The following is a 25,827-nucleotide window of genomic DNA, read 5'->3' as shown; positions in this document are numbered from 1 at the left end:
ACCGAGATCCAGGAGGTCGCTATGCAGGTCATCGAGGTCGACAGGGCGGCGCTCGCGGTGGACGTCATCGGGCACGCCAGCGGGCCGACGGTGTTGCTCGTCGCCGGCGGCGGACAGTCCATGGACTGGTGGACGCCCGAGTTCTGCGCGCGGCTCGCGGGCGACGACCTGCGCGTGATCCGCTACGACCACCGCGACAGCGGCGAGTCGTCGACCTCGCCGCCCGGCTCGCCCACGTACGCCGGCGCCGACCTCGCAGCGGACCCGCTGCGGATCCTCGACTCCCTCGGCGTCGACGCCGCGCACGTCGTCGGGATGTCGATGGGTGCCGGGATCGGGCAGACGCTGGCAGTCGATGCGCCCGCGCGGGTGCTGTCGCTGACCCTGATCGAGTCCAGCCCCGCGGGTGGCGATCCCGGCCCGCTGCCCGGCCCGACGCCCGCGGTGGCGGCGACCTTCACGGAGCCGCCGCCCGAGGTCGACTGGTCCGATGAGGCGGCCGTCATCGACTACCGCGTCGACGTCGAGCGGCCCTACGCGGGGCCCGGCGGCCTGGAGGAGGAGCGCACGCGGGGCATCGCGACGCGGGAGGTGCACCGCACGCGGAGCATGGAGTCGTCGCTGAACAACCACTTCCTCGCCGAGCCGGCGCCGCCCGTCGACCCCGCGGCGATCGCCGCGCCGACGCTGGTGATCCACAGCGCCGACGACCCGCTGTTCCCGCTGCCGCACGGCGAGGCCCTGGTGCGGATGATCCCGGGTGCGCGGCTGCTCACCCTCCATGGTCCCGGCCACGAGATCCCGCCGCCCGCGACGTGGGACGTCGTGATCCCGGAGCTCCGCCGCCACGTCCTGGGCGGGGAGGCCTGAGCGCGGCTAGTGCGCTTCCAGGCTCGGGGCGTCGGCAGCGGGGCCCCGGTGCACCGGGCAGCCCGGCGCGAAGGTGCCGAGGCCCTCGGTGCGGAAGCCCTTCGGGTAGCTGCGGATCCGGTGGTTGTTCTGTACCAGCGCGGGGCGGCGCCGGGACGGCAGGACCGCGAGGAGCCGGGCGCGGAGCTTCATCGCGCCGACGGAGATCCGGCGCACGACGGGACCCGGATCGTCGTAATGGAAGGCGGCGAGCAGCGGCGGGTCCATGAGAGCGCGGCTGAACACGCCGATCGCGGGGCGCACGGGCGCGAAGTAGAAGCTCTTGAGCAGTTCGAGGGTGGAGTCCGCGACGCGGCGGGCGCCCTCGTCGAAGGCGAAGTGCTCGGCCTCGTAGCGGTCCATGTAGTCGGCGAACTCGTCGTAGGTGGCGGGGATGTCCGGGATCGCCATGTGCTTGCCGAGAGTCTGGTAGTAGCGGACCGTCGCGAGCTTCTCCGCCTCGGTCAGCGCGCGCCAGCCGTAGTCGGCGTTCCAGCGGATCGGCACCACCACGAAGGTGCACAGCACGTACCGCATGTCGTCGTCGGAGATGTCGTACATCTTGTGCATCTGGTTGATGCGCCGGACGGCGGCCTTGCCCTCCGGGCTGGCGAAGCCCTTGAGCAGCGGCACCTCGAGGAGGAGGGCCGTGTCGTCGTAGCGCTTCTGCACGCGCTCGGTGAACTCACCCGTGTCCGCCAGGAGGCGGCCGATGCTGGGCACGGCGTAGGTGCGGAACAGCGCGAAGCTCAGAGCCTGGGTGATGTCCCACGGGAAGTCGTACGTCCCGAGGTTCCGCGAGATCTCGACGAAATCGGTCTCCGGGTTCAGGCCGCGGTTGCGGTCGATCTTCTGCATGACGTCTCCTCGGTGGGCTGACCTCACTGTAAGTCGACTTATACAGATGTGCAAGAGGTCACACGGGTGATCGACAACGGGAGTGGGAGCGATGGCGCGACTCTCGAATCCTGTCCACGACGGACACCGTGTCCGCAACGGACAGAATCCGAGAGCGCGCCGCACGAACAGGGCGCGCCGGGGCGCCGGGCTGGCGTCAGTCCTCGGTCAGGGCACCGTCGGCCATGCGCCAGCGGCGCGTGGCGCGGACGGTGTCGAGCATCCTGCGGTCGTGGGTCACCAGGATGATGGTGCCGTCGAAGGACTCGACGGCCTCCTCGAGCTGCTCGATCGCGGGCAGGTCGAGGTGGTTGGTCGGCTCGTCGAGGACCAGTAGGTTCACGCCGCGGGCCTGCAGGAGCGCCAGCGCGGCGCGGGTCCGCTCGCCGGGGGAGAGCGACGAGGCGGGGCGCAGTACGTGGTGGCCGCGCAGCCCGAACTTCGCGAGCAGCGTCCGCACGTCGGCCGGTGGCGTCTCCGGTACTTCCGCGCAGAAGGCGTCCAGCAGCGGACCGTCGGACAGGAAGCGCCCGCGGGCCTGGTCGACCTCGCCGATCTCGACCCCGGAACCGAGCGTGACCGTCCCGGCGGAGGGCGTCTGGCGCCCCAGCAACAGCCCCAGCAACGTGGACTTGCCGGCGCCGTTCGGGCCGGTGAGCAGGATGCGGTCGCCGTACTCGACGCTCACCGTCACGGGTCCGACGGTCAGCCCGGGATAGGAGACGCACGCCCCGGACGCCGTCACCACGACCGTGCCGCTGCGGGGAGCGGAGAGGATCGACATCCGCAGCTCCCATTCCTTGCGCGGCTCGGCGACCACCTCGAGCCGCTCGATCGCCCGCTCGGTCTGCCGCGCCTTCGAGGCCTGCTTCTCCGTCGACTCGAGGCGCGCTTTGCGACCGGCCTTGTCGGAGTCCGTGCCGCTCTTCATCTTGCGGCGCGCGTTGCGCACGCCGTGGTCCATCCAGTTGCGCTGCATCTGCGCGCGATCCTGCAGGTCGGAGAGCTTCCCCGAGTACTCCTCGTACTCCTCGCGCGCGTGCCGCCGCGCGACGTCCCGCTCGACGAGGTAAGCCTCGTAGCCGCCCCCGTACACGCCGATCTGCTGTTGCGCGAGGTCCAGCTCCACCACGGTGGTCACCGTCCGGGCCAGGAACTCCCGGTCGTGCGAGACCACGACGATCGCGGTCGCCGCCTCCGCGACGAAGCGCTCCAGCAGCTCGAGGCCGGCGAGGTCCAGGTCGTTGGTGGGCTCGTCGAGCAGCAGCACGTCGTACCGCGAGGCCAGCACCGCGGCGAGGCCCGCGCGCGCCGCCTGCCCGCCGGAGAGCCCCGTCATCTCCGCGTCCGGGCTGTCCAGCCCCACGTCGGACAGGATCGCGTCGAGGCGTTGCTCCAGATCGGCGCCGCCGAGGGCGAGCCATCGGTCCAGCGCGGGGGTGTAGAGGTCGGTGTCGGGATCGTCGCCGAGAGCGAGTGCGGCCGCGTCCATCGCCTCCTGCGCGGCCGCGACGCCGGTCCGTCGCGCGACGAACTGCGCGACGGTCTCGCCGGGCCGGCGCTCGTGCTCCTGCGCCAGGTACCCGACTTCCGCGTCGGCGGGGGAGAGATCGACGGTGCCGCTCACATCGGGGCCTCCGTCGGCGCCCACGCCGGCCAGGAGCTTGAGGAGCGTCGACTTCCCAGCGCCGTTGGCGCCGACGAGACCCACGACGTCGCCCGGCGCGATCACGAGATCGAGCCCCGAGAACAGGGTCCGATCGGCGTACGCGACCGTCAGGTCGCGGGTCTGCAGGACGGTCATGCAGTTAGTCCTCGAGGTCGACGGTGACGTTCGGCTTGCGCATCTCTCGCCGGTAGCCCACGATCCCGACGATCGTGCCGACCACGAGCATGACGATCATGCCGCGCAGCGCCCAATCGAGGATCCACTTGTAGTCCTGCAGCGCCGCCGAGGCGTAGTAGCCCACCAGCAGCAGGAAGGGGGCCCAGATCAGCGAGCCCAGCACCGAGGCGATGGTGAACTTCCGCCTGTCCATGCCGACCGCGCCGGCGACCAGCGGGCACAGCGTGCGGACCCAGGGGATCCAGCGGGCGATGAGCACGGAGAAGAAGCCGTGCTTGTCCATCAGTTCTTTGACGCGGTGCAGGTTGTGCGCGTTGAGGTAGCGGCCGTCCTGCTTGGCGAGCACGTGATCGCCCATCGTGACGCCGATGCCGTAGCCCACGTGGTTACCGGCGATGGCCGCGAGGAAGGCCGCCAGCGCGAGCCCCCACACCGACATCGCGGAGTGGCCGGTGGTGGCCATGGCCAGGCCGGCGGTGAGCAGCAGCGAGTCGCCGGGCAGGAACAGCCCGATGATGAAGGCGCACTCGCAGAAGACGAATCCGGCCACAACGAGCCAGATCATCACCGGCCCGGCGGTTTGGACGAATTCGAGCACGGAGGGGCCTAGGCGGCCGCGTCGGCGCGGCGACCCGCGAGGAACTTCTTGACCACGCCCCACACGATCGGCAGTACGGAGATGGCGACGATGGCCAGGAAGATGATGTCGATGTTCTCGCGGACCCAGGCGATCTTGCCGAGCCACACGCCGAGCAGGATGATGCCGTCGGCCCAGATCACCGCGCCGATCGCGTTCCAGATGACGAACTTGCTGTAGCTCATCTTCGCGGCGCCGGCGGCGATCGGCGCGAACGTGCGCACGAAGGGGACGAAGCGGGCCAGGATCAGCGTGGCGGGGCCGTACTTCTCGAAGAACTCGTGCGACTCGTCGAGGTACTTCGTCTTGAGGAAACGCGCGTCGGGCGTGAAGAACTTCTCGCCGCCGAACCGCCCGATGAAGTAGCCGACCTGGGAACCAAGGATCGCCGCGATGGGCGTCGCGATCAACAGCACCGGCAGCGACATCGCCGAGCCCGTGTAGGTGGCCTCACCGACGGCGGCGCCGGTCCCGGCCGCGGTCAGCAGGCCCGCGACGAACAGCAGCGAGTCACCCGGCAGCACCGGGAAGAGCACGCCGGATTCGATGAACACCACGAGCAACAGGCCCACCAGGGCGATGCCGCCGAAGGCGTTGAGGACGGCCACCGGATCGGTGATGTCCTTGAGGGCGAACGCCTGCATGGTGGTCGAGGCGGCCAGAGTCAGGTCGTTGACATACACGCCTGCCAGGATACCGGCTCTATTTCAGCAATTCGTCGATGTAGCACCAGCGCCACGACTCCCCGGGCTGGAAGCTCCGGATCACCGGGTGATTGGTGAGCTCGTGGTGAACCGTCGCGTGCTTGCCCTCGGAGGAGTCGCAACAGCCGACGTGTCCGCAGGTCAGGCACAGTCGCAGGGCGACGGGGTTCTGCCCCGACTCGACGCACTCGAGGCAGGTCTCGCTGAGCGGCACCGGGTCGGCGAAATCGTCCGAAACGCGAAGATGGTCACATTCGTCCTGCGCCCACGGCGGCGTGAGCAGTTCGGCGACCGCGATGCGCTCGCTGCGCACCGCCGAGACCTCCAGCATCGCCTCCTCGACGTCGAAGTTCGACAGCACCTGCTCGAGCACCTCGTGATCGCCCTGGCCGGCGTCGCGCATCCGCAGCACCTCCGCGCGCTCGGCGTCGATCATCTGCAGCCGGACCGCGCGCAGCTGCGCGGCGGGGGTGTTCGCGGAGTCCGGGCCGAGCCTTTCCCAGAAGGCGCGCTCGCGGCTGATGGTGTGCTCGCGCACCCCGTCGAGGACAGTGGCGGGGATCGTGTTCTCCGGGCTCGCAGCGATCTCGTCGAGGCGCGTCAGGCCGGCGTTGAGTGCGGACCGCATGACCACGGCCTGCTGCAGGGCGTCGGTCCGCGCGTTCGGCCCCTGGACGCGCAGCAGCTTGGCGAGCGCGGGGAGCGTCGAGCCCTGGATCAGGAGGCTGCCGGCCACCACGACCATGGCGGCGAAGACGAGTACCTCGCGGTCGGGGAAATCCAGCGGGAGGATGAACGCGGCCGCGAGAGTGACCACGCCGCGCATGCCCGCCCACGACAGCACCGTCGTCTCGCCGGCGGTGAGCCGCTCGTTCGCATCGTCCACCTTGATCGCGATGAGGGCCGACGGCGCGCACCACACCATTCGCGCGAGGATCACCGTGATCATCACCGCGATGCACGTCGTCATGATCAGCGGCCACCCGATCGACGATTCGTCGGCACCCACGAAGATGGTCCGCATCTGCAGGCCGATGAGCAGGAAGACGGCGTTCTCGAGCAGGAACTGGATGGTGTTCCAGTTGATGCGCGCCGACATGCGGCCGATCGCCGTCTGGTCGGTGGGCGCCCGGTACGCGACGAGGAGACCGGCGACGACCGTCGCCACGACGCCCGAGCCGTGGATGTGCTCGGCGGGCAGGTAGGCGATCCAGGGGCTGATCAGGCTGATGCCGGTGGTGAGCACCGGATCGGTCAGGCGGCGCAGCGCGAACCGGATCGCCAGGGCGGCGAGGACGCCGATCACGACGCCGCCGATCGCGCTCAGCGCGAAGGAGCCGAGTACCTGCCAGAAGCCGACGGTGCCGGCGACCGCCGCGATCGCGGTCCGCAGCAACACGATCGACGTGGCGTCGTTGAACAGCGACTCGCCCTCGAGCAGGGTCGTCACCCGGCGGGGCAGGCCGATGCGCCGACCCACCGCGGTCGCGGCGACCGCATCGGGCGGTCCGACGATGGCGCCCAGCGCGAGTCCGGCGGCGAACGGGATGTCCAGCAGATAGGACGTCACGACGCCCACGGCCCCGGCCGTGAACAGCACCAGCCCGACCGAGAGCATCCCGATCGGCCGAATGTTCTCCTTGAAGTCGACGAGCGAGGCCTTCGACGCCGCCGCGTACAACAGCGGCGGCAACAGGCCGAGCAGCACCACGTCGGGGTTGAGCGGCACCTCGGGTACCGCGGGGACGAATGACACTCCGATGCCGACTACCGTCAGCACCAACGGCGCGGCGAGACCGAGACGGTCACAGAATGCACTGACCACCAGAACGGTGGCGACGAGGGCGACCAGCCCAACAGCGAGCTCCATGGGCGATAGTCTTTCATTGAAACGTCGAACCGCTCAGGAGGACAGACATGCCCATCGCCACCCCCGAGGCCTACCGGGAGATGTTGGACCGCGCCCGTGAGGGCGGTTACGCCTATCCGGCGATCAATTGCACGTCGAGTGAGTCGATCAATGCGGCGATCAAGGGTTTCGCCGATGCGGGCAGTGACGGGATCATCCAGTTCTCGACCGGCGGGGCGGAGTTCGGTTCCGGTTTGGGTGTCAAGGACATGGTGGTCGGTGCGGTCGCGTTGGCGGAGTTCGCGCATGTGGTGGCGGCGCAGTATGAGGTGACGGTCGCTCTGCATACCGATCATTGCCCGAAGGACAAGCTCGACACGTATGTGCGGCCGTTGCTGGCGATCTCGCAGGAGCGCGTCGATGCCGGGCGCAATCCGTTGTTCCAGTCGCATATGTGGGACGGGTCGGCGGTGCCGTTGGAGGAGAACCTGCAGATCGCGCAGGAGCTGCTCGCGAAGGCGAAGGCGGCGAAGATCATCTTGGAGATCGAGATCGGTGTGGTCGGTGGTGAGGAGGACGGCGTCGAGAACGAGATCAACGACAAGCTGTTCACCTCGGATGAGGATTTCGCGAGGACTGTCGATGCGCTGGGTGCGGAGGGGTATCTGCTGGCGGCGACGTTCGGCAACGTCCACGGTGTGTATAAGCCGGGGAACGTGAAGCTGCGTCCGGAGGTGCTGCGTGATGGTCAGGCGGTGGCGTCGGCGAAGCTGGGCCTGCCCGCGGGCAGCAAGCCCTTCGATTTCGTCTTCCACGGCGGCTCCGGCTCGCTGAAGTCGGAGATCGAGGACTCCCTGTCCTACGGCGTGGTGAAGATGAACGTCGACACCGATACCCAGTACGCGTTCACCCGTCCGGTGGCCGGGCACATGCTGTCGAATTACGACGGGGTGCTCAAGATCGACGGTGAGGTCGGTAACAAGAAGGTTTACGACCCGCGGTCCTATTTGAAGAAGGCGGAGACGTCGATGGCCGAGCGTGTCGTCGAGGCGTGTAACGACCTGCACTCCGCCGGCAAGTCCATCAGCGCGAAGTAGCTCAGGCCAGCGCCAGTCCCAGGAGGACCGCCAGCACGAGCACGATCATGGCCGCTGCCGCCGCCCACTCCGGGCCGGTGAGCAGCGGCCGTGCGCGTTTCGGGGCCCGATCCGGCGCTTGCGGGGCGGGCGGGTTCGACGGAGCGCCCTGCGGAGGCCCGGCGGTCCGGTTCGGAGCCTGCGGAGGCCGCGCCTGCTGCGCGCGGTCCTGTGCGGCGTGCGGGCGGTGCGGCTGCGCACCGTGTGGCGCGTGCGGGCGCGGCGCCATCCGGTGCGGGGCAGCCATCGGCGGGGTCGCGGTGCGCCGGGGCGGCGTGACGCGGCCCGCGCCGCGCGCGATCCTGTCGGTCCGCGGGGAGGGTCGGTCCGGCACTTCGGAGTACGCGAGCTTGGGCTCCGATGGTGCCGTCCGCGGCTCCGGCGCCCGCTTCTGCTTCGGAGTGCGGAGCGTGGGTTCCTCCGACGGCGTGCTCATCGCGCCCCGACGCGCGTGCACACCTTCCAGGTGTCCGCGTCCTTCTCCAGCGTGAGGGTGTTGCGCACCTTCGCGCTCGGGTTGTTGGCGTAGTGCACCTCGACCTGGACTTCAGCCTTGTCGCCGCGTACGTCCACGGCCTGCAGGCCGTCGAGCTCGGGGAGCAGGCCGTCGGCCTTGGCGTTGCCGTAGGCACGCTGCCACTGGCCGTCGTCCAGGCCGTCGTAGTACACCTTGGCGTTGCCGCAGGTCTGCGCGCGCAGGGTGGCGAGGTCGCCGCGGCCCACGGCATCGATGAACGACGTCGTCGCATTCGCCGCCTGCTGCCGCGGATCGCTCGACGAGCCGGAGCCCGACTTGGGCACCAGCAGCGCAATCGCCGCGACGATCACCACGATCGCGACCACCGCGGCCGCCACGATCCACAACGTGCGCTTGCCCTTCGACGGGGCGTCCTGACCGCCGGACGGCGCGTAGTACTCGGGCGACTGCCGCGCTGTGTTCTCCAGCGGCGCCTCGGGCTTCGCGAGGTCGGGGGCCGTCGCCGCGGCCAGCGGCGCGAGCGGAATCGCCTCGGTCGCCGGCGTCGCGTCCGGCAGTTCGTTCTGCTCGGTGTCGATGATCGCCTGGTCCGGTCGCGCAACGGCCGGGATCGCCGTCGTCGCCGCCTCGTCCACGTCGTCGACGTCGCCCGCGCTTTCCTCGTCGCCCGCGCTGTCCTCGTCGGACGCGACGTCCTCGTCGGCTGCGGCCTCGTCCGCCTCGTCCTGGGCCGCCTCGTCCTGGGCCGTCTCGTCCTGCGCGGCGGGATCCTGCTCGTCGGCGGAGGTTTCCTCGCCCGCGGTGTCCTCGGCGACGGGTGTTCCGTCCCCGGCGTCCTCCGCGTTGTCGGCCGTCGCCTCGCCTTCTGCGGTGGCGTCCGGCTCGCCGTCGCTCTCGGTCGTGCTCGCGCCGTCGTCGACGGTGGGCTCGTCCTCTGCGGTGTTGCCGTCTTCGTCAGCGGTATCGCCCGCCGTTTCGTCGGCCTCGGCCTCGGGGGAGGTGTCCTGGTCTTCGTCCTGATCCTCTCCGGCGACCGCGGCAGCGCCCGCGACGACGGCAGCGGCACCCGCAGCTCCGGCGGCCGCTGCGGCGACCGACGGACCGTCGGCCTCGGCGTCGTCGGATCCGTCTGCACTGTCCGCGCCGTCAGCACTGTCGGCTGCGTCTGCGCTGTCCTCGCCGTCAGTGGCGTCCGCAGTGGCGACCCCGTCGGCCGCGACCTGGCCCTCGTCCGTGTCGTCGTCGGCGGCGGTCTCGTCGGCCTCGGACGTCGCCGCAGCTTCCTCCGTCTCCTGCGCCCCCTCGTCGGCGACGCCGGCCTCGTCAGCGCTCGCCTCATCCTCGACGGGCTCCGCGGGAGCCTCCTCGGCCGGGCGGGCCTGCACGGGGATGGCGGTGGTCTCGGCGGAGCTCGGACGCTGCACGGCGGGCAGCACGGTGGTCTCGGTGTCGTCGGCGCCCGGCGACGTGGTCACCACCGGCCCGACGGTCCGCAGCGGCGAGTCCGGGGTGCTCTTGTCCGCGGTCTTCTCGCTCGCGTCGCCGGCGGCGTCCGCGACGGCGACGTCGTCCTCGTCGTCGACCAGCGCGCGCCCCGCGGCGGGCAGCACCCGCGTCTCGGCGTCGGACGGCGCTTCCCCGGCCTCGCTCGAGTCCTTGGTCTTGCCGGAGTCCTCCGCGGCGGACGCGGCGGCACCGTCGACGGGGATGACGGTGGTCTCGGCCTCTCCGGGCGACGGGGCGGGGGCGGCGTCCTGAACGAGCTGCGCGAGGGAGTCGGACTGCGAGGGGATCACGGCGTCGACGGGTGCGCTGCCGAGCGTGCCGGCGGTCTCCGGGTGATCGTGGAGTGGCGCCGCGGGCCACGCCGCGAGGCGTCCACGCAGGTCACGAAGTCGCGACAGGGGTCCCCGGTTGTCATCCCGCGCCATCGCTTCCGCCATCCCCTCGTTCGTGAATCGTTGCTCCTCCGCCGCGGCGCGCCGCACGCGGAACACCTGACACCCTAGCGGGCGCGCACCGGGCGCGACCCGCGCGTTGTGCGGGCATGCACGTCGTCCGCCGTTCGCCGCGCGCAGCATGGAAGACTGGAGCAATGACGTCCTTCGGTGATCTCCTCGGCCCGCCCCCGGTCCTGCTCGACATCGACGAAGAGCCGGAACTGCAGTTGAACCAGGGCCGCCCGGCGGTCGAGGTCGCGGCGGATGCCCCCACGTCGTCGCTGGCGTGGGCCGTGCTCGCGGAGGGCGCGCTCGACGAGGGGCAGGCCGTCACCGCCTACGCCTACGCGCGCACCGGCTACCACCGTGGCCTCGACCAGCTGCGCCGCCAGGGTTGGCGTGGCTTCGGTCCCGTGCCCTACAGCCACGAGAACAACCGCGGTTTCCTGCGGGCGGTGGCCGCGCTGGCCCGCGCCGCGCAGTCGATCGGCGAGGAAGACGAGTACCTCCGTTGCCTGGATCTGTTGAACGACTGTGACCCCGAAGCCGCCGGCGCCCTCGGACTCGGCGCGTAGTCGACTACTCCGGCGGCACAACGCGCTGCCGCAGGTGATCCAGAGCCGCACCAAGCGGCTCTGGAACGCCAAACTGCCCATCGTGCAGTGCGCGGTCGCCGCGGGCATCGCCTGGTTCATCGCGAATGACGTGATCGGGCACGTCTCGCCGTTCTTCGCCCCGATCGCCGCGATCATCTCGTTGGGGCTGTCCCTGCAGCAGCGGCTGCGCCGCTCGCTGGAGCTGGTGGGCGGCGTCACCGTCGGCATCGGCGTGGGCGACCTGCTGATCTCCGTGATCGGCACCGGGCCCTGGCAGCTCGCGCTCGTCGTCGCGATCGCGATGGCCGTCGCGGTGCTCGCCGACAGGGGCCCGCTCGTGCCGATGCAGGCGGCGTCGTCGGCGGTGCTGGTCGCGACCCTGATCCCGCCGGGGTCGACGGGCGGCTGGACGCGGATGCTGGACGCGCTCATCGGCGGCCTCGTCGGCGTCGTGATCGCCGCGCTGATCCCGAACAACCCCGCCCGGCGGCCGCGTAAGGATGCCGCCAAGGTGCTGGACACCATGCGGCGCGTCGTCGCCTCGATCGCCGCCGGCCTCACCGATCGCGACATCTCCTCGCTGGAATGGGCCCTCGAGACCGCCCGCGCCACTCAGCCCGACCTGGACCAGCTCACCAACGACCTCGCGGGCGGCCTGGAGATCGCCAAGGTCTCGCCGATGTTCTGGAGCTCGCGGCCCCGGATGGACAAGCTCCAGGCCATCGCCGATCCCCTCGACAACGCCGTGCGCAACGTGCGGGTCATGGCCCGGCGGGCTCTCGCCTCGAATCAGAACGGTGAGCGGATCGACCCCACCTTGGTCACCGAGGTCGGCCGGCTCGCCGATTCCTTCAAGACCATGCGCGACGTGGTGCTCGCCGAGCCGGGCGCGCACCCCGATCAGGCCGACGGTGCGCGGGTGCTCCGGTCCGCGGCGCGGCGCGCCAACGCGCTGTCGATGCACGACGAGATCTCCGAGAGCGAATCGCTCAACGAGGTGATGATCTACGGGCAGCTCCGTTCGACGATCGTCGACCTGTTGCAGGTCGCCGGGCTCTCGCGTACCTCGGCGGTCGCGCAGATGCGCGAGGTGTCGAAGAAGAAGGACGCGCCGAAACCGCCCGAGTAGCCGCGCGTCAGCTGATGAGCAGCCAGTCTTCGGTGTTGCGGTAGAACGTCGCGCGGGTCACGACGCTGGCGTCGGTGCGGCCGTCGCGGGTCACGACGAGCTCGAGCCCGCCGGTCTGCGCGGCGCGACCGGACAGCCACCGTCGGCGCACGCCCTTCGCGAGCCGGGCGCGCACCCCGCCCGTCTCGCCCGCCGCGCCGAAGGGCTCCACGATCACAGCCTTCGCCTGCCCGGTGAACAGCTTCTCGGAGTCGACGAAGGTCTCGCCGATCAGCGGCCCGCCGTCGGGGCCCGTGATCTTGGCCTTGCCCACCAGGACGAAGCCGCGATCATCGCGGATCAGGGGGACGGCGCGGGGCGTGCCCGTCAGCGGGTCGCCCGGCGGGTAGATGGACGACGCATGCGAGTTCTCGGTCGGCACGTACGCCACCTCCACGTCGAGGCGTTCCGATGCCATGAGCCGGGCGATCACCGCCGCGAGCAGGTCATCGGGCCCCGCGACCACGATCCGCTTCGGGAACGTCAGCTTCTGCTTCAGTTCCGCCTTGGCGGAGTCGAGGTCGACGGTGATCGTTTCGAGGTCGCGGAGGCTGCCCGGGATACGGACATCGGGGGCACGCACCACGACGGTGCTCTGGGTCACGGAGCTCACCGCACCTACTGTAAGGTTGCGGCACGGCTCGACGTTATCCAGGTGATTCCTTTGAAGGTGTATCGAGCCGGAAGGAGATCGTCCATGCCTGCGATCGTGCTGATCGGCGCCCAATGGGGCGATGAAGGTAAGGGAAAAGCCACCGATCTGCTGGGGGAGAAGCTCCAGTGGGTGGTTCGCTACCAGGGCGGCAACAACGCCGGCCACACGGTGGTCCTGCCGAACGGCGACAAGTTCGCGCTCCACCTCATTCCGTCGGGCATTCTCACCCCCGGCGTGAAGAACGTCATCGGTAACGGCGTCGTGGTGGACCCGTCGGTCCTCCTCGCCGAGCTCGACGGCCTCGAGGCGCGCGACGTCGACACGTCGAACCTGCTGCTCTCGGCCGACGCGCACCTGCTCATGCCGTACCACGTGGCCATCGACAAGGTCACCGAGCGCTTCCTCGGTAACAAGAAGATCGGCACCACCGGTCGCGGCATCGGCCCCTGCTACCAGGACAAGATCGCCCGCGTCGGCGTGCGTGCGCAGGACGTGCTGGACGAGTCGATCCTCACCCAGAAGGTCGAGGCGGCGCTGGAGTTCAAGAACCAGGTGCTCACCAAGATCTACAACCGCCGCGCGCTCGACGCGCGCCAGGTGGTCGACGAGACGCTGGAGCTCGCCGAGAGCTTCAAGCACCGCATCGCCGACACCCGCCTCGAGCTCAACCTCGCGCTGGAGCGCGGCGAGACGGTGCTGTTGGAGGGTTCGCAGGGCACGCTGCTCGACGTCGACCACGGCACCTACCCGTACGTGACCTCGTCGAACCCGACGTCGGGCGGCGCCTCGGTGGGCTCGGGCATCGGCCCCACCCGCATCACGACGGTGCTGGGCATCCTCAAGGCGTACACCACCCGCGTCGGCTCGGGTCCGTTCCCGACGGAGCTCTTCGACGAGTGGGGCGAGTACCTCGCCAAGCACGGCGGCGAGGTGGGCGTCACCACCGGCCGCGCGCGCCGCTGCGGCTGGTTCGACGCGGTGATCGCCCGCTACGCGACCCGCGTCAACGGCATCACCGACTACTTCCTCACCAAGCTCGACGTGCTCAGCTCCATCGAGAACGTCCCGATCTGCGTCGCGTACGAGATCGACGGTGTGCGGTACGACGAGATGCCGCCCAACCAGACCGATTTCCACCACGCGAAGCCGATCTACGAGACGATGCCCGGCTGGTGGGAGGACATCTCCGAGTGCCGCACGTTCGAGGACCTGCCGAAGAACGCGCAGGACTACGTGCTGCGACTCGAGGAGCTCTCCGGCGCGCACATCTCCTGCATCGGCGTGGGCCCGGGCCGCGACGAGACCATCGTCCGCCGCGCCATCGTCTGACTGTTCCGAAACCGGGCTTGACCGCGGTCGCGGCGAAGTATTTCCATCGTCGCTCCGCCCAGGCCCGGTTTCGGACGCGTCCTAGGGCGTAGGGGCAGGGGTCGGCGTCGCCGAGGGCGCAGCGGTCGGGGTCACTCGGTACATCCGCGGACCCTCGCCGCGGCCGGGCCCGTGCCGCTGGGTGTCGTGGCCGCCTGGCCCGCGCTGCTGCATCGAATGGCCCTTGTGTTTGCCGGTCGCCTCGTTGACCCAGTAGCCGGCGGTGAAGCTGACGCCGCTGATCCCGATGAGCCCGAAGACGATCGCCGCGATGAGCAGCTTCCTCGACGGGCCGGTCTTCGACGGTGCGGCCTCCTGCGGGGCCGGGGCTGGTGCGGGGGCGGCCGCCTGCGCGGGTGGAATCGGCGCGGTGGGCGCGGGCTGCGGTTCGGTGGGCTCGGTCATGGGTTCTCGCTTCGGTCGGTGCGGTCACCGCGACCGCGTTTGGAACCGATGATGCGGCCGCTACCTGGGGATCGGCTGTCAGCCACCTTCGAATTCGGCCCGCCCGTGACCCGGCCTGGTCCTGCCCGTCAGTGCAGCGGCGGGTCCTGCGCGCGCACCGCGTGCACCTCGTCCATCGACGGTGCGTACGCGCCCGCCCGGCTCACGGTGAGCGCCGAGGTGATGACGGCGCGGTGCAGCGCCGGCTGTACGTCGCTCCACTGCGCGTCCCGGAGCCGCCGGGCGGCGGACCGCGAACCCAGGTAGCCGGCGTCGAGCAGCCCGGAGACCAGGCCGGCCATGAACGAGTCCCCGGCGCCGACGGTGTCCGCCACTTCGACGGTCCGCGGCTCGATGTGCAGCACGCCCGGTCCCCCGGCGAGCAGAGCGTCCGCGCCGTGCGGCCCCCGCGTGAGCACGACCAGTGCCGGTCCGGCCGCGATCCAACGGCGCATCACGTCCTCGACGGCCTCATCGGGATGCAACCAGGCGATGTCCTCGTCGCTGGCCTTCACCACGTCGGACTGCGCGATCATCTCCAGCACCCGCGGCAGCACCTCGGCGGGCGTGCCCATCAGGGCGGGCCGGATGTTCGGGTCGTAGGAGACGGTGGCGTGGTCCCGGATCCGGCGCACCACGTCGGCGACGCCGTCGGACCCCGGCGCCAGCGTCGCGGCGAAGCTGCCCGTGTGCAGGTGCCCGTACCGCTCCAGCGACTCGACCGGCGGCACCTCCCACGTGAGGTCGAAGTCGTACGTGGCGCGCCCCTCGGCGTCGACGTGCGCGTGCGCGAGTGGGGTGTTGGCGGCACCGTCGGACCCGGGGACGATGTCCACGCCCGCCCGGGCGGCGGTCTCAGCGATCCGATGCCCGCGGACGTCGCGCCCCCACCAGGACAGGATCGACGTCGGATCGCCCAGCGACGCCAGCCCGCACGCGACGTTGAACAGGCTCCCGCCCACGTGCTCGGACGGTTCGGCGCCGTCGCGCAGTACGACGTCGACGAGTGCCTCGCCGAGGCAGAGGGTGCGGTCGGTCATGACGACGACCCTAAGCGCACTGTGCACCATGGCCCCGAGGGTTTGCCAGAATGGAGTCCATGACGAACCTCAGCGAGACCGGTGGCAACCCCCGGATCGGCACGGCGCTCACCCCCGGTGCCACGAAGGCGCTGATGCTGGGTTCGGGCGAGCTGGGCAAGGAGGTGGTGATCGCCTTCCAGCGCCTCGGCGTGGAGACGATCGCCGTCGACCGCTACGCGAACGCGCCCGCGATGCAGGTGGCGCACCGCAGCCACGTCATCGACATGACCGACGCCGCCGAGGTCCGCCGGGTCATCGAGGCGGAGAAGCCCGACTTCGTGGTCCCCGAGATCGAGGCACTCGCCACCGAGGCGCTCGTCGCCGTGGACGAGGAGGGGCTCGCCGAGGTCATTCCGACGGCGCGGGCCGTCGCGCTGACGATGAACCGCGAGGGGATCCGCAAGCTCGCCGCCGAGGAGCTCGGCCTGCCGTGCTCGCCGTACGCCTTCGCCTCGTCGCTCGACGAGGTACGTGCGGCCTCGCGGGAAGTCGGCTTCCCCTGCGTGATCAAGCCGGTGATGTCGAGCTCGGGCAAGGGCCAGTCGGTGGTCCGTTCGGTCGAGGAGCTCGACGGTGCCTGGACGTACGCCGTCGAGGGCGGTCGCGTCCGGAACGAGCGGGTGATCGTCGAGGGCTTCGTCGACTTCGACTACGAGATCACGCTGCTCACGGTGCGCGTCTACGACGCCGAGCGCGGCAAGGTGGTCACCCGCTTCTGCGAGCCCATCGGGCACCGGCAGTCCGACGGTGACTACGTCGAGTCCTGGCAGCCGCAGGCGATGAGTCAGGCCGCCTACGACGCGGCGACCTCCGTCGCGGGCCGCATCACCACCGCCCTCGGCGACGGCGGCACCGGCGGCCGCGGCGTCTTCGGCGTCGAGCTCTTCGTCAAGGGCGACGACGTCTACTTCTCCGAGGTCTCGCCCCGCCCGCACGACACCGGCCTGGTGACCCTGGGCTCGCAGCGGCTCTCCGAGTTCGAACTGCACGCCCGCGCGATCCTCGGCCTGCCCGTGGACACCTCGCTCATGTCGCCCGCCGCGTCGGCCGTGATCTACGGGACGAAGGACAGCAGCTCCGTCGCCTTCGACAGCGTCTCCCGCGCGCTCGACGTGCCCGAGAGCGACCTGCGCCTGTTCGGCAAGCCGGAGGGCTACGCCAAGCGGCGCCTCGGCGTCGCGGTCGCTACCGCCGACACCGTCGAGGTGGCGCGCGCCAACGCCGCGGAGGCGGCGGGCCGGGTCGTCGTCGTGGACAGCACTGACCCGTTCCAGCAGGGCGCGCCGGAGACCACGGCCGTGCCGATCCAGCGGCCGCAGCCGCCGCTCGACGACCCGTCGACCCGCGCGATGCCGGTGCAGCGCCCCGTTCATCCTGCTCCGACTCAGCAACCACCGGCCCAGCAGATCCCAGTCCAGAAGGCGCCGCAGCAGCCCACCCCGCCACCGGCCCCGCCGACGGCGGCATCGCCCGTCGTGCCGCCCGCCCCGCCGACTGCCGCCTCCCCGGTCGTGCCACCGCAGCAGCCCTCGTCGCGCGTGGCCCCGCCGCAGGCCGGGCCCGCCGAACCGATCGCGCCGACGAGCATGCACCCCGTCGCCGCCCGGCGCCCCGCGCCGCCCCGCCCGATCCAGCCCGCCCCGCGCCCGCCCACGGGCGAGACCGCGACGCGCCCGAAGCCGCCCACGGTTCCGGAGATCGAGGAGTACGACCACAACCCGCCCACCTCGATGGGCCTGCCGCCCCAGCGTCCGCAGGACTAGGCAGCGGAGCGTCGACGGGCCTCAGGCGCCGCACCGGCCGGCCGCGTATCTATCCGCGCTGCAGCCAGTAGGCCTGGGACTTGATGCGGTCCTTGGGTAGGCCGAAGTCGCGCTTGGCGGCCTTGGTGATCTCGCGCGTCGCCTTCGTCTCGGCGGCGACGAACAGGAAGGCGTCAGCACCGATTCCGGCGCCGACGACCGTGGACACCAGTGTGGCGCCGCGGTTCTCGCGCGGCACCCAGGTGACGGCCTCGCTCTGCACGGGGAGGTCCCGCTCGGCGTCGTGCTGGTACTCCAGGTACACGCGGCACGGGGCCTGCGCGGTCCCGAGGATGCTGTTGATCGCGGGGATTGAGGCGGCGTCGCCCACGAGTACGTACTCCGACGGTGCCGGCTCCTCCGGGACCGTGAGGTCGGCGCCCATCATCGTGGCGGCGATCCGGTCGCCGGGCTCGGCGTCCAGGGCCCAGCGCGGTGCGGGCCCCTCGTGCATCGCGAACTCGATGCTGAACTCCGAACCCTCGGGCGCGACTATCGTGTAGCCGCGCTGCACGAGCGTTCCCTCGTCCGCGTCGGTCGTCGCGGCGCCGCTCTTCGGCACCCACAGTCGCACCCACATGGTCGGGAACCAGGGGTTGTCCTGCAGGAAGTCGCCGCCGTCGAAGCGGATGCGGTGATAGTGCTCGCTGACGGCCTCCGTCGACAGCACCGTGAAAACGTAGTCGTCCGCCCGCATCGCCTTGAGGATCAGGCCGGTCACTCCTCTACCCATGAAACTGAGGCTACCCTAAATAGCCTCCCTCGCCTACTGACGCGGTGCGTGCTCGAGCCGGGCTCGCTCGGCCTTCTCCGAATCGCGCAGGCGCATGGGGAATTGCAGGTCCAGTGCGAGCTCACCATCTGCGGCGAGGAGTCGGCGCGACCGAATTAGAATCATCGTGAGCGAAAAGTGCCGCCGCCCCGAGAAATCGGGACGGCGGCACCGTCGTACGTACGCTCGGAGGGTTAGTCCTGCTGGACCTTGCTCGGCTCCGAGGCGGCCAGCATGTCGCCGCGCTCGACGACCTTCACGCGCTCGCGGCCCTCGGCCTCGCCCAGGCTGCGCTCGTGCTCGTCGAGGCGGTACCAGCCGTCCCAGGTGGTGTACGGGGTGTCGTGGTCGTCCAGCCAGTCGGTGACGCCGGTGGTCGACGGGTCCGACGGGGCGTTCAGCTTGCCGGCGTGGAAGTCCTCCAGCAGGCACGCGATGGTCTCGTTGGCGTCGCCCTTGGTGTGGCCGATGAGGCCGACGGGGCCGCGCTTGATCCAGCCGGTGGTGTAGACGCCCGTGATGTGCTGACCTGCGTCGATGACGCGTCCGGCCTCGTTCGGGATGACGCCGGCCTGGTCGTCGAAGGGGATCTCCGGCAGGTCGTTCGAGAGGTAGCCGACAGCGCGGTAGACGGCGCCGAGCTCCCAGTCGGTGAACCTGCCGGTGCCCCGCACGTTGCCGGTGCCGTCGAGCTCGGTGCGCTCGGTGCGCAGGCCCGTGACCTTGCCGTTCTCGCCCAGGATCTCGACGGGCGACTCGAAGAGGTGGATGAACAGCTTGTGCGGGCGGTTGTTCGGCTCGCGGATCGCGTAGTTCTCGAGGATCGTGGCGACCTGGTCGGTGATCTTCGACTCGCGGCGCGCCTTCGCGGAGCCCTCGTCGTACTCGATGTCCTCGGGGTTCACGACGACCTCGATGGTCTGCGAGTGGTCGAGCTCCTTGAGCTCGAGCGGGGTGAACTTCACCTGCGCCGGTCCGCGGCGGCCGAAGACGTGCACCTCCTTGGCCTTGTTGAGCTTGAGGCCCTCGTAGACGTTCGGCGGGATCTCGGTGGGGAGCAGCTCGTCGGCGGTCTTGGCGAGCACGCGGGCGACGTCGAGGCCCACGTTGCCGACGCCCAGGACGGCCACCTTCTCCTCGGTGAGCGGCCACTCGCGCGAGAAGTCCGGGTGCCCGTCGTACCAGGCCACGAACTCGGCGGCGCCGTAGCTGCCGTCCAGGTCGATGCCGGGGATCTCCAGGTTGCGGTCGGCGACGGCGCCGGTGGAGAAGATCACCGCGTCGTAGTGGCGGCGCACGTCCTCGAGGGTGAAGTCCTTGCCGAAATCGAGGTTGCCCAGCAGGCGGACCTGCGGCTTGTCGAGCACCTTGTGCAGCGCGGTGATGATGCCCTTGATCCGCGGGTGATCGGGTGCGACGCCGTACCGGATCAGGCCGAACGGGGCCGGCATCTTCTCGAAGAGATCGATGCTGACGCCGGGGTCCTTCGCCTCGTCGGACTTCATGAGGGCGTCCGCCGCGTAGATACCAGCGGGGCCTGCGCCCACGATCGCGACGCGCAACGGGCGGTTCTGTTCGGTCATGTGAAGTCGGCTACCTTGTCTGCATACGCGGTTGAAGTTCCCCACCAGGTTAGTGCGGACTTATCAACTGTTCCTAGTGCGGGTGGTCCATTCCACCCCGCCGAGGAACTGGAACGTGTTCTAGTAGCAGAGGGTAGAGACTTCAGTGAGTGCAGACAAGGCCCCCGCCGGACCGCCCCCCGAACGCCGCACCACGGCGACCCCGTTCATCATCGCTCTCGTGGTCGCCGTCGTGCTCATCGGCGGCGTCCTCACCTGGAACGCGATCCGCCCCTCCGACGAGCGGCTCAGCGACTCCGCGCAGGTCCAGGTCACGATCGGCCAGTACTACGGCGCGTTGAACAAGGGCCGGTACGCCGACCTCGTCGCCAACACCTGTGCCAAGGACCGCGCCGCCGCCGACTTCCCGAAGGAGGCGGGCTTTCCCGACGCCCGCAAGACCGCTGTCGAGCGCGAGGGCGAGGCGAAGCTGGACGAGAAGGGCGTCAAGAATCTCACCGTGAACGGTGACTCCGCGTCCGCCGATCTCACGGTGACCTACGAGAAGGCGGGCGAGCGCACCGCACAGGCGACGTTCGTCCGCGAAGACGGCAAGTGGAAGAAGTGCTCGTGAACTACGCCGGAAACCTGACGCCGCGCGAGGCCTGGGAGCTGCTGGAACAGGACCCCGCGGCCATCCTCGTCGACTGCCGCACCGAGGCCGAATGGAACTACGTCGGCATCCCCGAGCTCTCGCAGGTCGGGCGCAACCCCGTGCTCGTGGAGTGGCAGCGCTACCCCGACGGTGCGCTCAACCCCACGTTCGTCGACGAGCTCCGCGCCAAGGGCATCACCGACGACGCGCCCGTCGTCTTCCTCTGCCGCTCCGGACACCGCTCGATCGGCGCCGCCGAGACCGCCACTGCTGCCGGCGTGCAGCGCGCCTACAACGTCCTCGAGGGCTTCGAGGGCCCCATCGACGCACTCGGACATCGAGGCGTCGCGGGCTGGCGCGCCGACGGCCTGCCCTGGCGGCAGTTCTAGGCTGAAGCCATGACGGAGTTCAGCCCCCTGCCCGACGGCCTGCGGCCCGAGACGTACGCGGTGCGCGGTGGCGTCCTGCGCACGAACTACGAGGAGACCTCCGAGGCGCTCTTCCTGAACTCGGGTTACACCTACGAGAGTGCGGAGGCCGCCGAAGCTGCCTTCAACGGCGACATCGACCGGTTCGTCTATTCGCGCTACGGCAACCCGACGGTGGCGATGTTCCAGGAGCGCTTGCGCCTCCTGGAGGGCGCCGAGGCCTGCTTCGCGACCGCCTCCGGCATGTCCGCAGTCTTCACCGCGCTCGGCGCGCTGCTCAAGGCCGGCGACCGGCTCGTCGCAGCCCGCTCGCTGTTCGGCTCCTGCTACGTCGTCTGCAACGAGATCCTGCCGCGCTGGGGCATCGAGACCGTCTTCGTCGACGGCGAGGACCTCGCCCAGTGGGAGGAGGCGCTCAGCGCCCCCACCCAGGCCGTCTTCTTCGAGACCCCCGCGAACCCGATGCAGGGCCTCGTCGACGTGAGCGCCGTGGCTTCGCTGGCCCATGCCGCGGGCGCGCAGGTCGTGCTCGACGCCGGCTTCACGCCGGTCGGCTATCAGGATTCGCTCGGGATGGGCGCCGACGTGATCGTGCACTCCTCCACCAAGACCATGGACGGCCAGGGCCGCGTCATGGGCGGAGCCATCCTCGGCCGGTTCGACTACATCGACGGTCCGGTGAAGCAGCTGATGCGGCACACCGGCCCCGCGATGGCGCCGTTCAACGCATGGGTGCTGCTCAAGGCGCTCGAGACGCTGGACCTGCGGGCCGAGCGGGTGAGCGCGAACGCGCAGAAGGTCGCCGAGTTCCTCGACGCCGACCCGCGGGTGTCGAAGGTGCTCTTCCCCTTCCTGCCCTCGCACCCGCAGCACGAGCTGGCGAAGCGGCAGATGAAGGCCGGTGGCACAGTGATCACCCTCGAACTGGCCGATTCGGCGTCGGCCGCGGGCAAGGCGCGGGCCTTCGAGTTTCTCAATCGGCTGCAGGTCATCGACATCTCCAACAACTTCGGCGACGCCAAGTCGCTGATCACGCACCCCGCCACCACGACCCATCGCGCGACGGGGCCGGAGGGTCGCGCGAAGATCGGGCTCACCGATTCGATGCTGCGCCTGTCCGTCGGGCTGGAGAACGTCGACGACCTCATCGCCGATCTGGATCAGGCTCTGGGCTGAGCCTCTCAGGGCCTTTGATCGTCGACGGCGGCGCGCCACGTCCGCACGGCCTCTGCTGACACCGGCGACTCCCAGCCCTGTGGCCGCGCGGCGCTGCCGATGTGGAAGGCGTCGATCCCCGCTCCTTCGAGTCGCGGCAGGTGATCGAGGCGCAGGCCGCCGCCGGCCAGGATCCGTTGCGGTCCTGATGCTTCCGCGATCAGCGTGGCGATGCCGTCATCGAGCCCGGCGGCCGCGCCCGCGGTGAGGAAGCCGTCGAGCCCCGGCAGCTCCGCCACCGTGCTTCGCAGTGCCGCCCGGTCCGCGCAGTGGTCGATCGCCCGGTGGAAGGTCCACGGCGCGCCGTCGATCGCTTCGACGACCCGCGTCACGGCCGGCAGATCCACGGCGCCGTCGGCGGTGAGGAATCCCAGCACGAACTCTTGCGCCCCTGCGCTTCTCAGCTCGACGGTGCACCGCACCAGCTCGCCGAGGTCCCCGGGCGCGAATCCGCCGGTGAGCCGGAGCATCACGCGCACGGGGATGTCCACGGCGGCACGGACGTCGGCGACGGTGGCGGGGGAGGGGCTCAGCCCGTCCGCCCCCATGTCGACGACGAGCTCCACCCGGTCCGCCCCGCCCTTGTGCGCGGCGACCGCGTCCCGCGCGTCCAGGGCGATCACCTCCAGCAATGCCATTCGCCCACCCTAGACGTGCTCGGCGCGAGCCGATCGGCGCTGCTGAGGAGTCACACGGAGTCGTCGAATCGAAGCGGGGCACTGTAGATGTCCAGATCGAGGGCGATGCCTCGTTCGCCGAGCGCGGCGAGCGTGGTCGCGGAGAGGACCACGCCCTCGTTCCCGCCCTGCAGGAACCACCCGCAGAACAGGCGAAGGGCGTATCGATCGGACAGCTCGCGCCAGACGCCGAGATCGGCGGGGAGTCCGCTCAGCAGGTGCGTCACCTGCGTATCGATGTCGGCGGGCTCGGTGTCCTCGGCTGCGAGGGACCACAGCCCGAACCGGGCGGTCCGGGTGCCGCTCCCGGCTGGTACGAGGTCGCCCCGCGCGTAGGACAGAGTCGGCAGGGTGCCGAGTATCCGGGTGATGACCGACGGGTCGAGAGCAACACCGCTGAGCTGCAGAGACGCGATGGCGCGGTGTACGGGCGGCATGTTGTCGACGCTAGGTCGCAGCGCGCGCGAGATCAACGGAGTATTCGCCGGTGAAACCACGTGGCGCCGCAGTCCGGCGACGAACTACGGTGCAGCTCATGGAGCTGCCTGAGCCGACGAGTCTGCGCTCGCTCACCGACCGGGAGCGGGCGATCGTCGACGGCTTCCTGTCCTTCGACTTCCCCGGCGTCGAGGAACTCCGCGCCCAGGTTCCTACCCTTCGCGTGAACCCGGACCGGTCCTGTCCATGCGGCTGCGGCACGGTCGATCTTGTGGCGGATCGTGCGTTGGCGCAGGCCGCTGCGCCGAGTCCGCTCCCGGTGGGCGCAGAGATCCCCGGCGACGGAGACATACCGTTGGGCGGAATGATCGTGTTCCTGCTCGATGGCTACCTCGCGAGCCTCGAGGTCTACTCCTACGGCAGCGGTCCGCTCCAGCTGCCACCGATCGACGCCATCGCCTGGAGCGGACCCGGTGAGTGACCCCGAGGCCGTCCGACGTCCCACTCCGTCGGAGGTCGCCGCGTTCGACGCGGCCTGGACTCGGAACATGGGCACCGAACTGCCGTACGCCCACTGGCTTCGGGCGACGTGCTACGAGCGGTGGGTGCGGCTGCACAGCCTGCCGAGAGCAAGCGGTACCCGGACACCGAGGCCGAGTACGGCGTGTTGCTCACCCGCTACCTGGCCGAACTCGACGAACTGCGGGCAGGTGCGGATGACCTGTGGGTAGTCACGTGCTCGTACTCCTCCGCCGCCCGGCCGGTTCGACGGTCCGCCGCCCTCGTCGGTCTGCTCCCGCGGGCGCGCCTGTGGCGCAGCTTCACCGAAGACGACGAGGACGAGGAGTATCGGATCTGGACGCACCATTACCTCTCGGTAGTGCACCGCGACGGGGGTGGGCTGCCCCGACTTCTCCGGCTCGTCGCCGATGAGCTGGTCAGCGGCGTCATGATCACCGTGCCCGCCGCCACGTGGGTGCATCACCCGTACGACGGCGGCGCCGACCTGATCCTGCGGACGACAGCTGAGCGCGACGGCATCGCCGGGACGTTCATCGACTGGCTTCCCGCCCCGGGATTCCCAGGCGCACGTCTGCCATCGCCGGAACAATTGCGGGTTGCGGCGGCGATACGCAAATGATCAGCCGCCGCAAGCTGTGGAAGATCGCGCCGGAACCGTTGGTAGAAAAGAATTGGCACCGCTGATTGCAGTCCAATAGCGTGTCATCCATGGATATGCGCAAGCTCCCCGAATCGCTGCGGCAGTGCTACTGCCGTCGGTTCGGCGTGCCCGCATAACCTGCGGCAACCCGGGCCGTCGCTCCACCGCCGGCTCGGGAGCCATGCGTCACACGCATGGCCACTCGGACCGGTGACCATCACACCGAGACGAGAAAGACATGGAGAAGATCAGTAAGTCCTTGGTCTCGTGGGCGTCCATCCTGGACGACAAGACCCGCGAGCAGGCGATCACCACGGCGAAGCTGCCGTTCATCTACCCGCACATCGCGTTGATGCCGGACGCCCACTTGGGCAAGGGTGCCACCGTCGGTTCGGTCATCCCGAGCCTCGGCGCCGTGATCCCCGCGGCCGTCGGCGTCGATATCGGCTGCGGCATGATCGCGGTCCGCACCCAGTTCACGCTGGCCGACCTGCCCGACGACCGCGCGACGATCCGTGAGGCCATCGAGCGGGCGGTCCCGCTGTCGCCCGGCCGGTACAACAAGAAGGTTGTGGCCACGGCGGCGCCCCGGATCGCGGAGCTGACCGAGCTCGCCGAGCGGGCGGATTTCGACCCCGCGAAGTACGCCGGGAACTGGGCGCTGCAGCTGGGCACCCTCGGCGGCGGGAATCACTTCATCGAGATCAGCCTCGATGAGGACGACACCGTCTGGGCGTTCCTGCACTCCGGCTCCCGCGGCGTGGGCAACAAGATCGCCCAGCACCACATCGCCGTGGCGACCCGCCTGTGCAAGCAGTGGTGGATCGAGCTGCCGGATCCGGACCTGGCCTACCTCGTGGAGGGAACGCCCGAGTTCCGCCGGTACATCGCCGAGCTGACGTGGGCGCAGCACTTCGCGCTGCTCAACCGCGAGGAGATGATGGACCGGGTGATCCGCCAGCTCGGCGAGTGGGTGGGGACGCCCGTCGTGGAGGCGGAGCGGATCAACTGCCACCACAACTTCACCAAGCGCGAGAAGCACTTCGGTAAGGAGGTGTGGGTGTCGAGGAAGGGTGCGATCGAGGCCACCGAGGGCAAGCTCGGCCTGATCCCGGGCTCGATGGGCACCGCGTCGTACATCGTCGAGGGCAAGGGCTTCGCCCCGTCGCTGAACAGCTCGCCGCACGGCGCGGGGAGGGAGTACTCCCGGTCCGCGGCGCGCAAGGCATTCACGCACGAGCAGCTGCGGGAGGCCATGACGGGCATCGAGTTCCGCGATAGCCCAGACTTCATCGATGAGATCCCGCAGGCCTACAAGCCGATCGACCGGGTGATGGCCGACGCGGAGCAGTTGGTGACGGTCCGCGCCGTCCTGCGCCAGATCGTCAACGTGAAGGGGCAGTGATC

The 25,827-nt window shown here is 70.1% G+C and carries 26 protein-coding genes; 12 read left to right on the top strand and 14 right to left on the bottom strand.

Annotation, left to right across the window (positions count from 1 at the left end; translation table 11 throughout):
• Positions 1 to 21 precede the first annotated feature (21 nt).
• A complete protein-coding gene (locus HNP44_RS15040; RefSeq protein ID WP_259141817.1) occupies positions 22 to 870 on the top strand; it encodes an alpha/beta fold hydrolase in 849 nt (282 codons plus the stop codon).
• 6 nt (positions 871 to 876) lie between these two features.
• On the opposite strand, the gene HNP44_RS15035 is transcribed toward HNP44_RS15040, so the two are convergent.
• From HNP44_RS15035 to HNP44_RS15015, 5 genes are all read right to left on the bottom strand, one after another.
• Entirely contained in the window at positions 877 to 1,767 is an 891-nt protein-coding gene (locus HNP44_RS15035) for an oxygenase MpaB family protein (RefSeq protein WP_259141816.1), read from the bottom strand.
• A gap of 196 nt (positions 1,768 to 1,963) precedes the next feature.
• Positions 1,964 to 3,610, bottom strand: coding sequence for an ABC-F family ATP-binding cassette domain-containing protein (locus HNP44_RS15030; protein ID WP_259141815.1), 1,647 nt, complete (start codon positions 3,608 to 3,610; stop codon positions 1,964 to 1,966).
• Positions 3,611 to 3,614: 4 nt separating this feature from the next.
• Entirely contained in the window at positions 3,615 to 4,250 is a 636-nt protein-coding gene (locus HNP44_RS15025; RefSeq protein WP_259141814.1) for a DedA family protein, read from the bottom strand.
• Positions 4,251 to 4,258: 8 nt separating this feature from the next.
• Positions 4,259 to 4,972: a DedA family protein gene (locus HNP44_RS15020; RefSeq protein WP_259141813.1), complete on the bottom strand. Its 714-nt coding sequence runs from the start codon at positions 4,970 to 4,972 to the stop codon at positions 4,259 to 4,261.
• Between the two features lie 19 nt (positions 4,973 to 4,991).
• Positions 4,992 to 6,863 carry a Na+/H+ antiporter gene (locus HNP44_RS15015; protein WP_259141812.1) on the bottom strand — a complete coding sequence of 624 codons (1,872 nt, stop codon included), beginning with the start codon at positions 6,861 to 6,863 and terminating at the stop codon, positions 4,992 to 4,994.
• A 47-nt stretch (positions 6,864 to 6,910) separates the two neighbouring features.
• Here HNP44_RS15015 and fbaA point away from each other — a divergent pair, with 47 nt between their 5' ends.
• On the top strand, positions 6,911 to 7,939 hold the full coding sequence (gene fbaA / locus HNP44_RS15010) for a class II fructose-bisphosphate aldolase (RefSeq protein WP_259141811.1): 1,029 nt from the start codon (positions 6,911 to 6,913) through the stop codon (positions 7,937 to 7,939).
• Between the two features lies 1 nt (position 7,940).
• On the opposite strand, the gene HNP44_RS15005 is transcribed toward fbaA, so the two are convergent.
• Both HNP44_RS15005 and HNP44_RS15000 read right to left on the bottom strand, forming a co-directional pair.
• Positions 7,941 to 8,414 carry a hypothetical protein gene (locus HNP44_RS15005; protein ID WP_259141810.1) on the bottom strand — a complete coding sequence of 158 codons (474 nt, stop codon included), beginning with the start codon at positions 8,412 to 8,414 and terminating at the stop codon, positions 7,941 to 7,943.
• Entirely contained in the window at positions 8,411 to 10,453 is a 2,043-nt protein-coding gene (locus HNP44_RS15000) for an Rv0361 family membrane protein (RefSeq protein WP_259141809.1), read from the bottom strand. Before HNP44_RS15000 ends, HNP44_RS15005 begins: the two co-directional genes overlap by 4 nt.
• Before the next feature lie 98 nt (positions 10,454 to 10,551).
• Between HNP44_RS15000 and HNP44_RS14995 the strand changes: the two genes are divergently transcribed.
• Together HNP44_RS14995 and HNP44_RS14990 are read left to right on the top strand one after the other, a co-directional pair.
• Entirely contained in the window at positions 10,552 to 10,971 is a 420-nt protein-coding gene (locus HNP44_RS14995; RefSeq protein WP_259141808.1) for a DUF3151 domain-containing protein, read from the top strand.
• Complete coding sequence (locus HNP44_RS14990) at positions 10,931 to 12,121, top strand: FUSC family protein (RefSeq protein ID WP_259172141.1); 1,191 nt, start codon at positions 10,931 to 10,933, stop codon at positions 12,119 to 12,121. The genes HNP44_RS14995 and HNP44_RS14990 overlap by 41 nt, the downstream gene beginning before the upstream one ends.
• Positions 12,122 to 12,128: 7 nt before the next feature.
• Here HNP44_RS14990 and HNP44_RS14985 read toward each other — a convergent pair whose 3' ends face one another.
• Positions 12,129 to 12,773 carry a hypothetical protein gene (locus tag HNP44_RS14985; protein ID WP_259141806.1) on the bottom strand — a complete coding sequence of 215 codons (645 nt, stop codon included), beginning with the start codon at positions 12,771 to 12,773 and terminating at the stop codon, positions 12,129 to 12,131.
• Between the two features lie 84 nt (positions 12,774 to 12,857).
• Between HNP44_RS14985 and HNP44_RS14980 the strand changes: the two genes are divergently transcribed.
• Entirely contained in the window at positions 12,858 to 14,144 is a 1,287-nt protein-coding gene (locus tag HNP44_RS14980; RefSeq protein WP_259141805.1) for an adenylosuccinate synthase, read from the top strand.
• A gap of 81 nt (positions 14,145 to 14,225) precedes the next feature.
• Here the strand turns inward: HNP44_RS14980 and HNP44_RS14975 are convergent, their stop codons facing one another.
• Together HNP44_RS14975 and HNP44_RS14970 are read right to left on the bottom strand one after the other, a co-directional pair.
• Positions 14,226 to 14,588: a hypothetical protein gene (locus tag HNP44_RS14975; protein WP_259141804.1), complete on the bottom strand. Its 363-nt coding sequence runs from the start codon at positions 14,586 to 14,588 to the stop codon at positions 14,226 to 14,228.
• Positions 14,589 to 14,716: 128 nt separating this feature from the next.
• Positions 14,717 to 15,667 (bottom strand): PfkB family carbohydrate kinase, encoded by a 951-nt coding sequence (locus tag HNP44_RS14970; protein WP_259141803.1) that lies wholly within the window; start codon positions 15,665 to 15,667, stop codon positions 14,717 to 14,719.
• A gap of 59 nt (positions 15,668 to 15,726) precedes the next feature.
• On the opposite strand from HNP44_RS14970, the gene purT reads away from it, so the two are divergent.
• Positions 15,727 to 17,472: a formate-dependent phosphoribosylglycinamide formyltransferase gene (gene purT, locus HNP44_RS14965; protein ID WP_259141802.1), complete on the top strand. Its 1,746-nt coding sequence runs from the start codon at positions 15,727 to 15,729 to the stop codon at positions 17,470 to 17,472.
• Positions 17,473 to 17,521: 49 nt separating this feature from the next.
• Here purT and HNP44_RS14960 read toward each other — a convergent pair whose 3' ends face one another.
• On the bottom strand, positions 17,522 to 18,244 hold the full coding sequence (locus HNP44_RS14960; protein ID WP_259141801.1) for a siderophore-interacting protein: 723 nt from the start codon (positions 18,242 to 18,244) through the stop codon (positions 17,522 to 17,524).
• Between the two features lie 233 nt (positions 18,245 to 18,477).
• Entirely contained in the window at positions 18,478 to 19,866 is a 1,389-nt protein-coding gene (locus tag HNP44_RS14955; protein WP_259141800.1) for an FAD-dependent oxidoreductase, read from the bottom strand.
• A gap of 145 nt (positions 19,867 to 20,011) precedes the next feature.
• Between HNP44_RS14955 and HNP44_RS14950 the strand changes: the two genes are divergently transcribed.
• From HNP44_RS14950 to HNP44_RS14940, 3 genes are read left to right on the top strand one after another with little or no spacing between them, the layout of a single operon-like run.
• The gene (locus HNP44_RS14950; RefSeq protein ID WP_259141799.1) at positions 20,012 to 20,479 is read left to right on the top strand and encodes an Rv0361 family membrane protein; all 468 of its coding nucleotides are present in this window, start codon (positions 20,012 to 20,014) and stop codon (positions 20,477 to 20,479) included.
• A complete protein-coding gene (locus HNP44_RS14945; protein ID WP_259141798.1) occupies positions 20,476 to 20,889 on the top strand; it encodes a rhodanese-like domain-containing protein in 414 nt (137 codons plus the stop codon). Before HNP44_RS14950 ends, HNP44_RS14945 begins: the two co-directional genes overlap by 4 nt.
• Before the next feature lie 9 nt (positions 20,890 to 20,898).
• Positions 20,899 to 22,104, top strand: a complete 1,206-nt coding sequence (locus tag HNP44_RS14940) for an O-succinylhomoserine sulfhydrylase (RefSeq protein WP_259141797.1) — start codon at positions 20,899 to 20,901, stop codon at positions 22,102 to 22,104.
• Between the two features lie 5 nt (positions 22,105 to 22,109).
• Here the strand turns inward: HNP44_RS14940 and HNP44_RS14935 are convergent, their stop codons facing one another.
• Together HNP44_RS14935 and HNP44_RS14930 are read right to left on the bottom strand one after the other, a co-directional pair.
• A complete protein-coding gene (locus tag HNP44_RS14935; RefSeq protein WP_259141796.1) occupies positions 22,110 to 22,781 on the bottom strand; it encodes a copper homeostasis protein CutC in 672 nt (223 codons plus the stop codon).
• Between the two features lie 50 nt (positions 22,782 to 22,831).
• A complete protein-coding gene (locus tag HNP44_RS14930) occupies positions 22,832 to 23,257 on the bottom strand; it encodes a DUF4279 domain-containing protein (protein ID WP_259141795.1) in 426 nt (141 codons plus the stop codon).
• A gap of 98 nt (positions 23,258 to 23,355) precedes the next feature.
• On the opposite strand from HNP44_RS14930, the gene HNP44_RS14925 reads away from it, so the two are divergent.
• The 3 genes from HNP44_RS14925 (at position 23,356) to HNP44_RS14915 (ending at position 25,825) form a co-directional block, all read left to right on the top strand.
• A complete protein-coding gene (locus tag HNP44_RS14925; protein ID WP_259141794.1) occupies positions 23,356 to 23,739 on the top strand; it encodes a hypothetical protein in 384 nt (127 codons plus the stop codon).
• A gap of 120 nt (positions 23,740 to 23,859) precedes the next feature.
• Positions 23,860 to 24,399, top strand: coding sequence for a DUF3885 domain-containing protein (locus tag HNP44_RS14920; protein WP_259141793.1), 540 nt, complete (start codon positions 23,860 to 23,862; stop codon positions 24,397 to 24,399).
• Positions 24,400 to 24,658: 259 nt separating this feature from the next.
• Entirely contained in the window at positions 24,659 to 25,825 is a 1,167-nt protein-coding gene (locus tag HNP44_RS14915) for an RtcB family protein (protein WP_259141792.1), read from the top strand.
• Positions 25,826 to 25,827: the final 2 nt, after the last annotated feature.

The sequence above is a fragment of the Tsukamurella ocularis genome (genome assembly GCF_024807615.1).
GTDB classification, from domain to species: domain Bacteria; phylum Actinomycetota; class Actinomycetes; order Mycobacteriales; family Mycobacteriaceae; genus Tsukamurella; species Tsukamurella ocularis.
This window is presented reverse-complemented; position numbering and strand designations above follow the sequence as displayed.

Coding starts and splice junctions, on each gene's coding strand:
- HNP44_RS15040 (WP_259141817.1), top strand. CDS start 22: ATGCAGGTCATCGAGGTCGACAGGGCGGCGCTCGCGGTGGACGTCATC.
- HNP44_RS15035 (WP_259141816.1), bottom strand. CDS start 1,767: ATGCAGAAGATCGACCGCAACCGCGGCCTGAACCCGGAGACCGATTTC.
- HNP44_RS15030 (WP_259141815.1), bottom strand. CDS start 3,610: ATGACCGTCCTGCAGACCCGCGACCTGACGGTCGCGTACGCCGATCGG.
- HNP44_RS15015 (WP_259141812.1), bottom strand. CDS start 6,863: ATGGAGCTCGCTGTTGGGCTGGTCGCCCTCGTCGCCACCGTTCTGGTG.
- fbaA (WP_259141811.1), top strand. CDS start 6,911: ATGCCCATCGCCACCCCCGAGGCCTACCGGGAGATGTTGGACCGCGCC.
- HNP44_RS15005 (WP_259141810.1), bottom strand. CDS start 8,414: ATGAGCACGCCGTCGGAGGAACCCACGCTCCGCACTCCGAAGCAGAAG.
- HNP44_RS14995 (WP_259141808.1), top strand. CDS start 10,552: ATGACGTCCTTCGGTGATCTCCTCGGCCCGCCCCCGGTCCTGCTCGAC.
- HNP44_RS14980 (WP_259141805.1), top strand. CDS start 12,858: ATGCCTGCGATCGTGCTGATCGGCGCCCAATGGGGCGATGAAGGTAAG.
- HNP44_RS14975 (WP_259141804.1), bottom strand. CDS start 14,588: ATGACCGAGCCCACCGAACCGCAGCCCGCGCCCACCGCGCCGATTCCA.
- HNP44_RS14970 (WP_259141803.1), bottom strand. CDS start 15,667: ATGACCGACCGCACCCTCTGCCTCGGCGAGGCACTCGTCGACGTCGTA.
- purT (WP_259141802.1), top strand. CDS start 15,727: ATGACGAACCTCAGCGAGACCGGTGGCAACCCCCGGATCGGCACGGCG.
- HNP44_RS14960 (WP_259141801.1), bottom strand. CDS start 18,244: ATGGGTAGAGGAGTGACCGGCCTGATCCTCAAGGCGATGCGGGCGGAC.
- HNP44_RS14955 (WP_259141800.1), bottom strand. CDS start 19,866: ATGACCGAACAGAACCGCCCGTTGCGCGTCGCGATCGTGGGCGCAGGC.
- HNP44_RS14940 (WP_259141797.1), top strand. CDS start 20,899: ATGACGGAGTTCAGCCCCCTGCCCGACGGCCTGCGGCCCGAGACGTAC.
- HNP44_RS14935 (WP_259141796.1), bottom strand. CDS start 22,781: ATGGCATTGCTGGAGGTGATCGCCCTGGACGCGCGGGACGCGGTCGCC.
- HNP44_RS14930 (WP_259141795.1), bottom strand. CDS start 23,257: ATGCCGCCCGTACACCGCGCCATCGCGTCTCTGCAGCTCAGCGGTGTT.
- HNP44_RS14925 (WP_259141794.1), top strand. CDS start 23,356: ATGGAGCTGCCTGAGCCGACGAGTCTGCGCTCGCTCACCGACCGGGAG.
- HNP44_RS14915 (WP_259141792.1), top strand. CDS start 24,659: ATGGAGAAGATCAGTAAGTCCTTGGTCTCGTGGGCGTCCATCCTGGAC.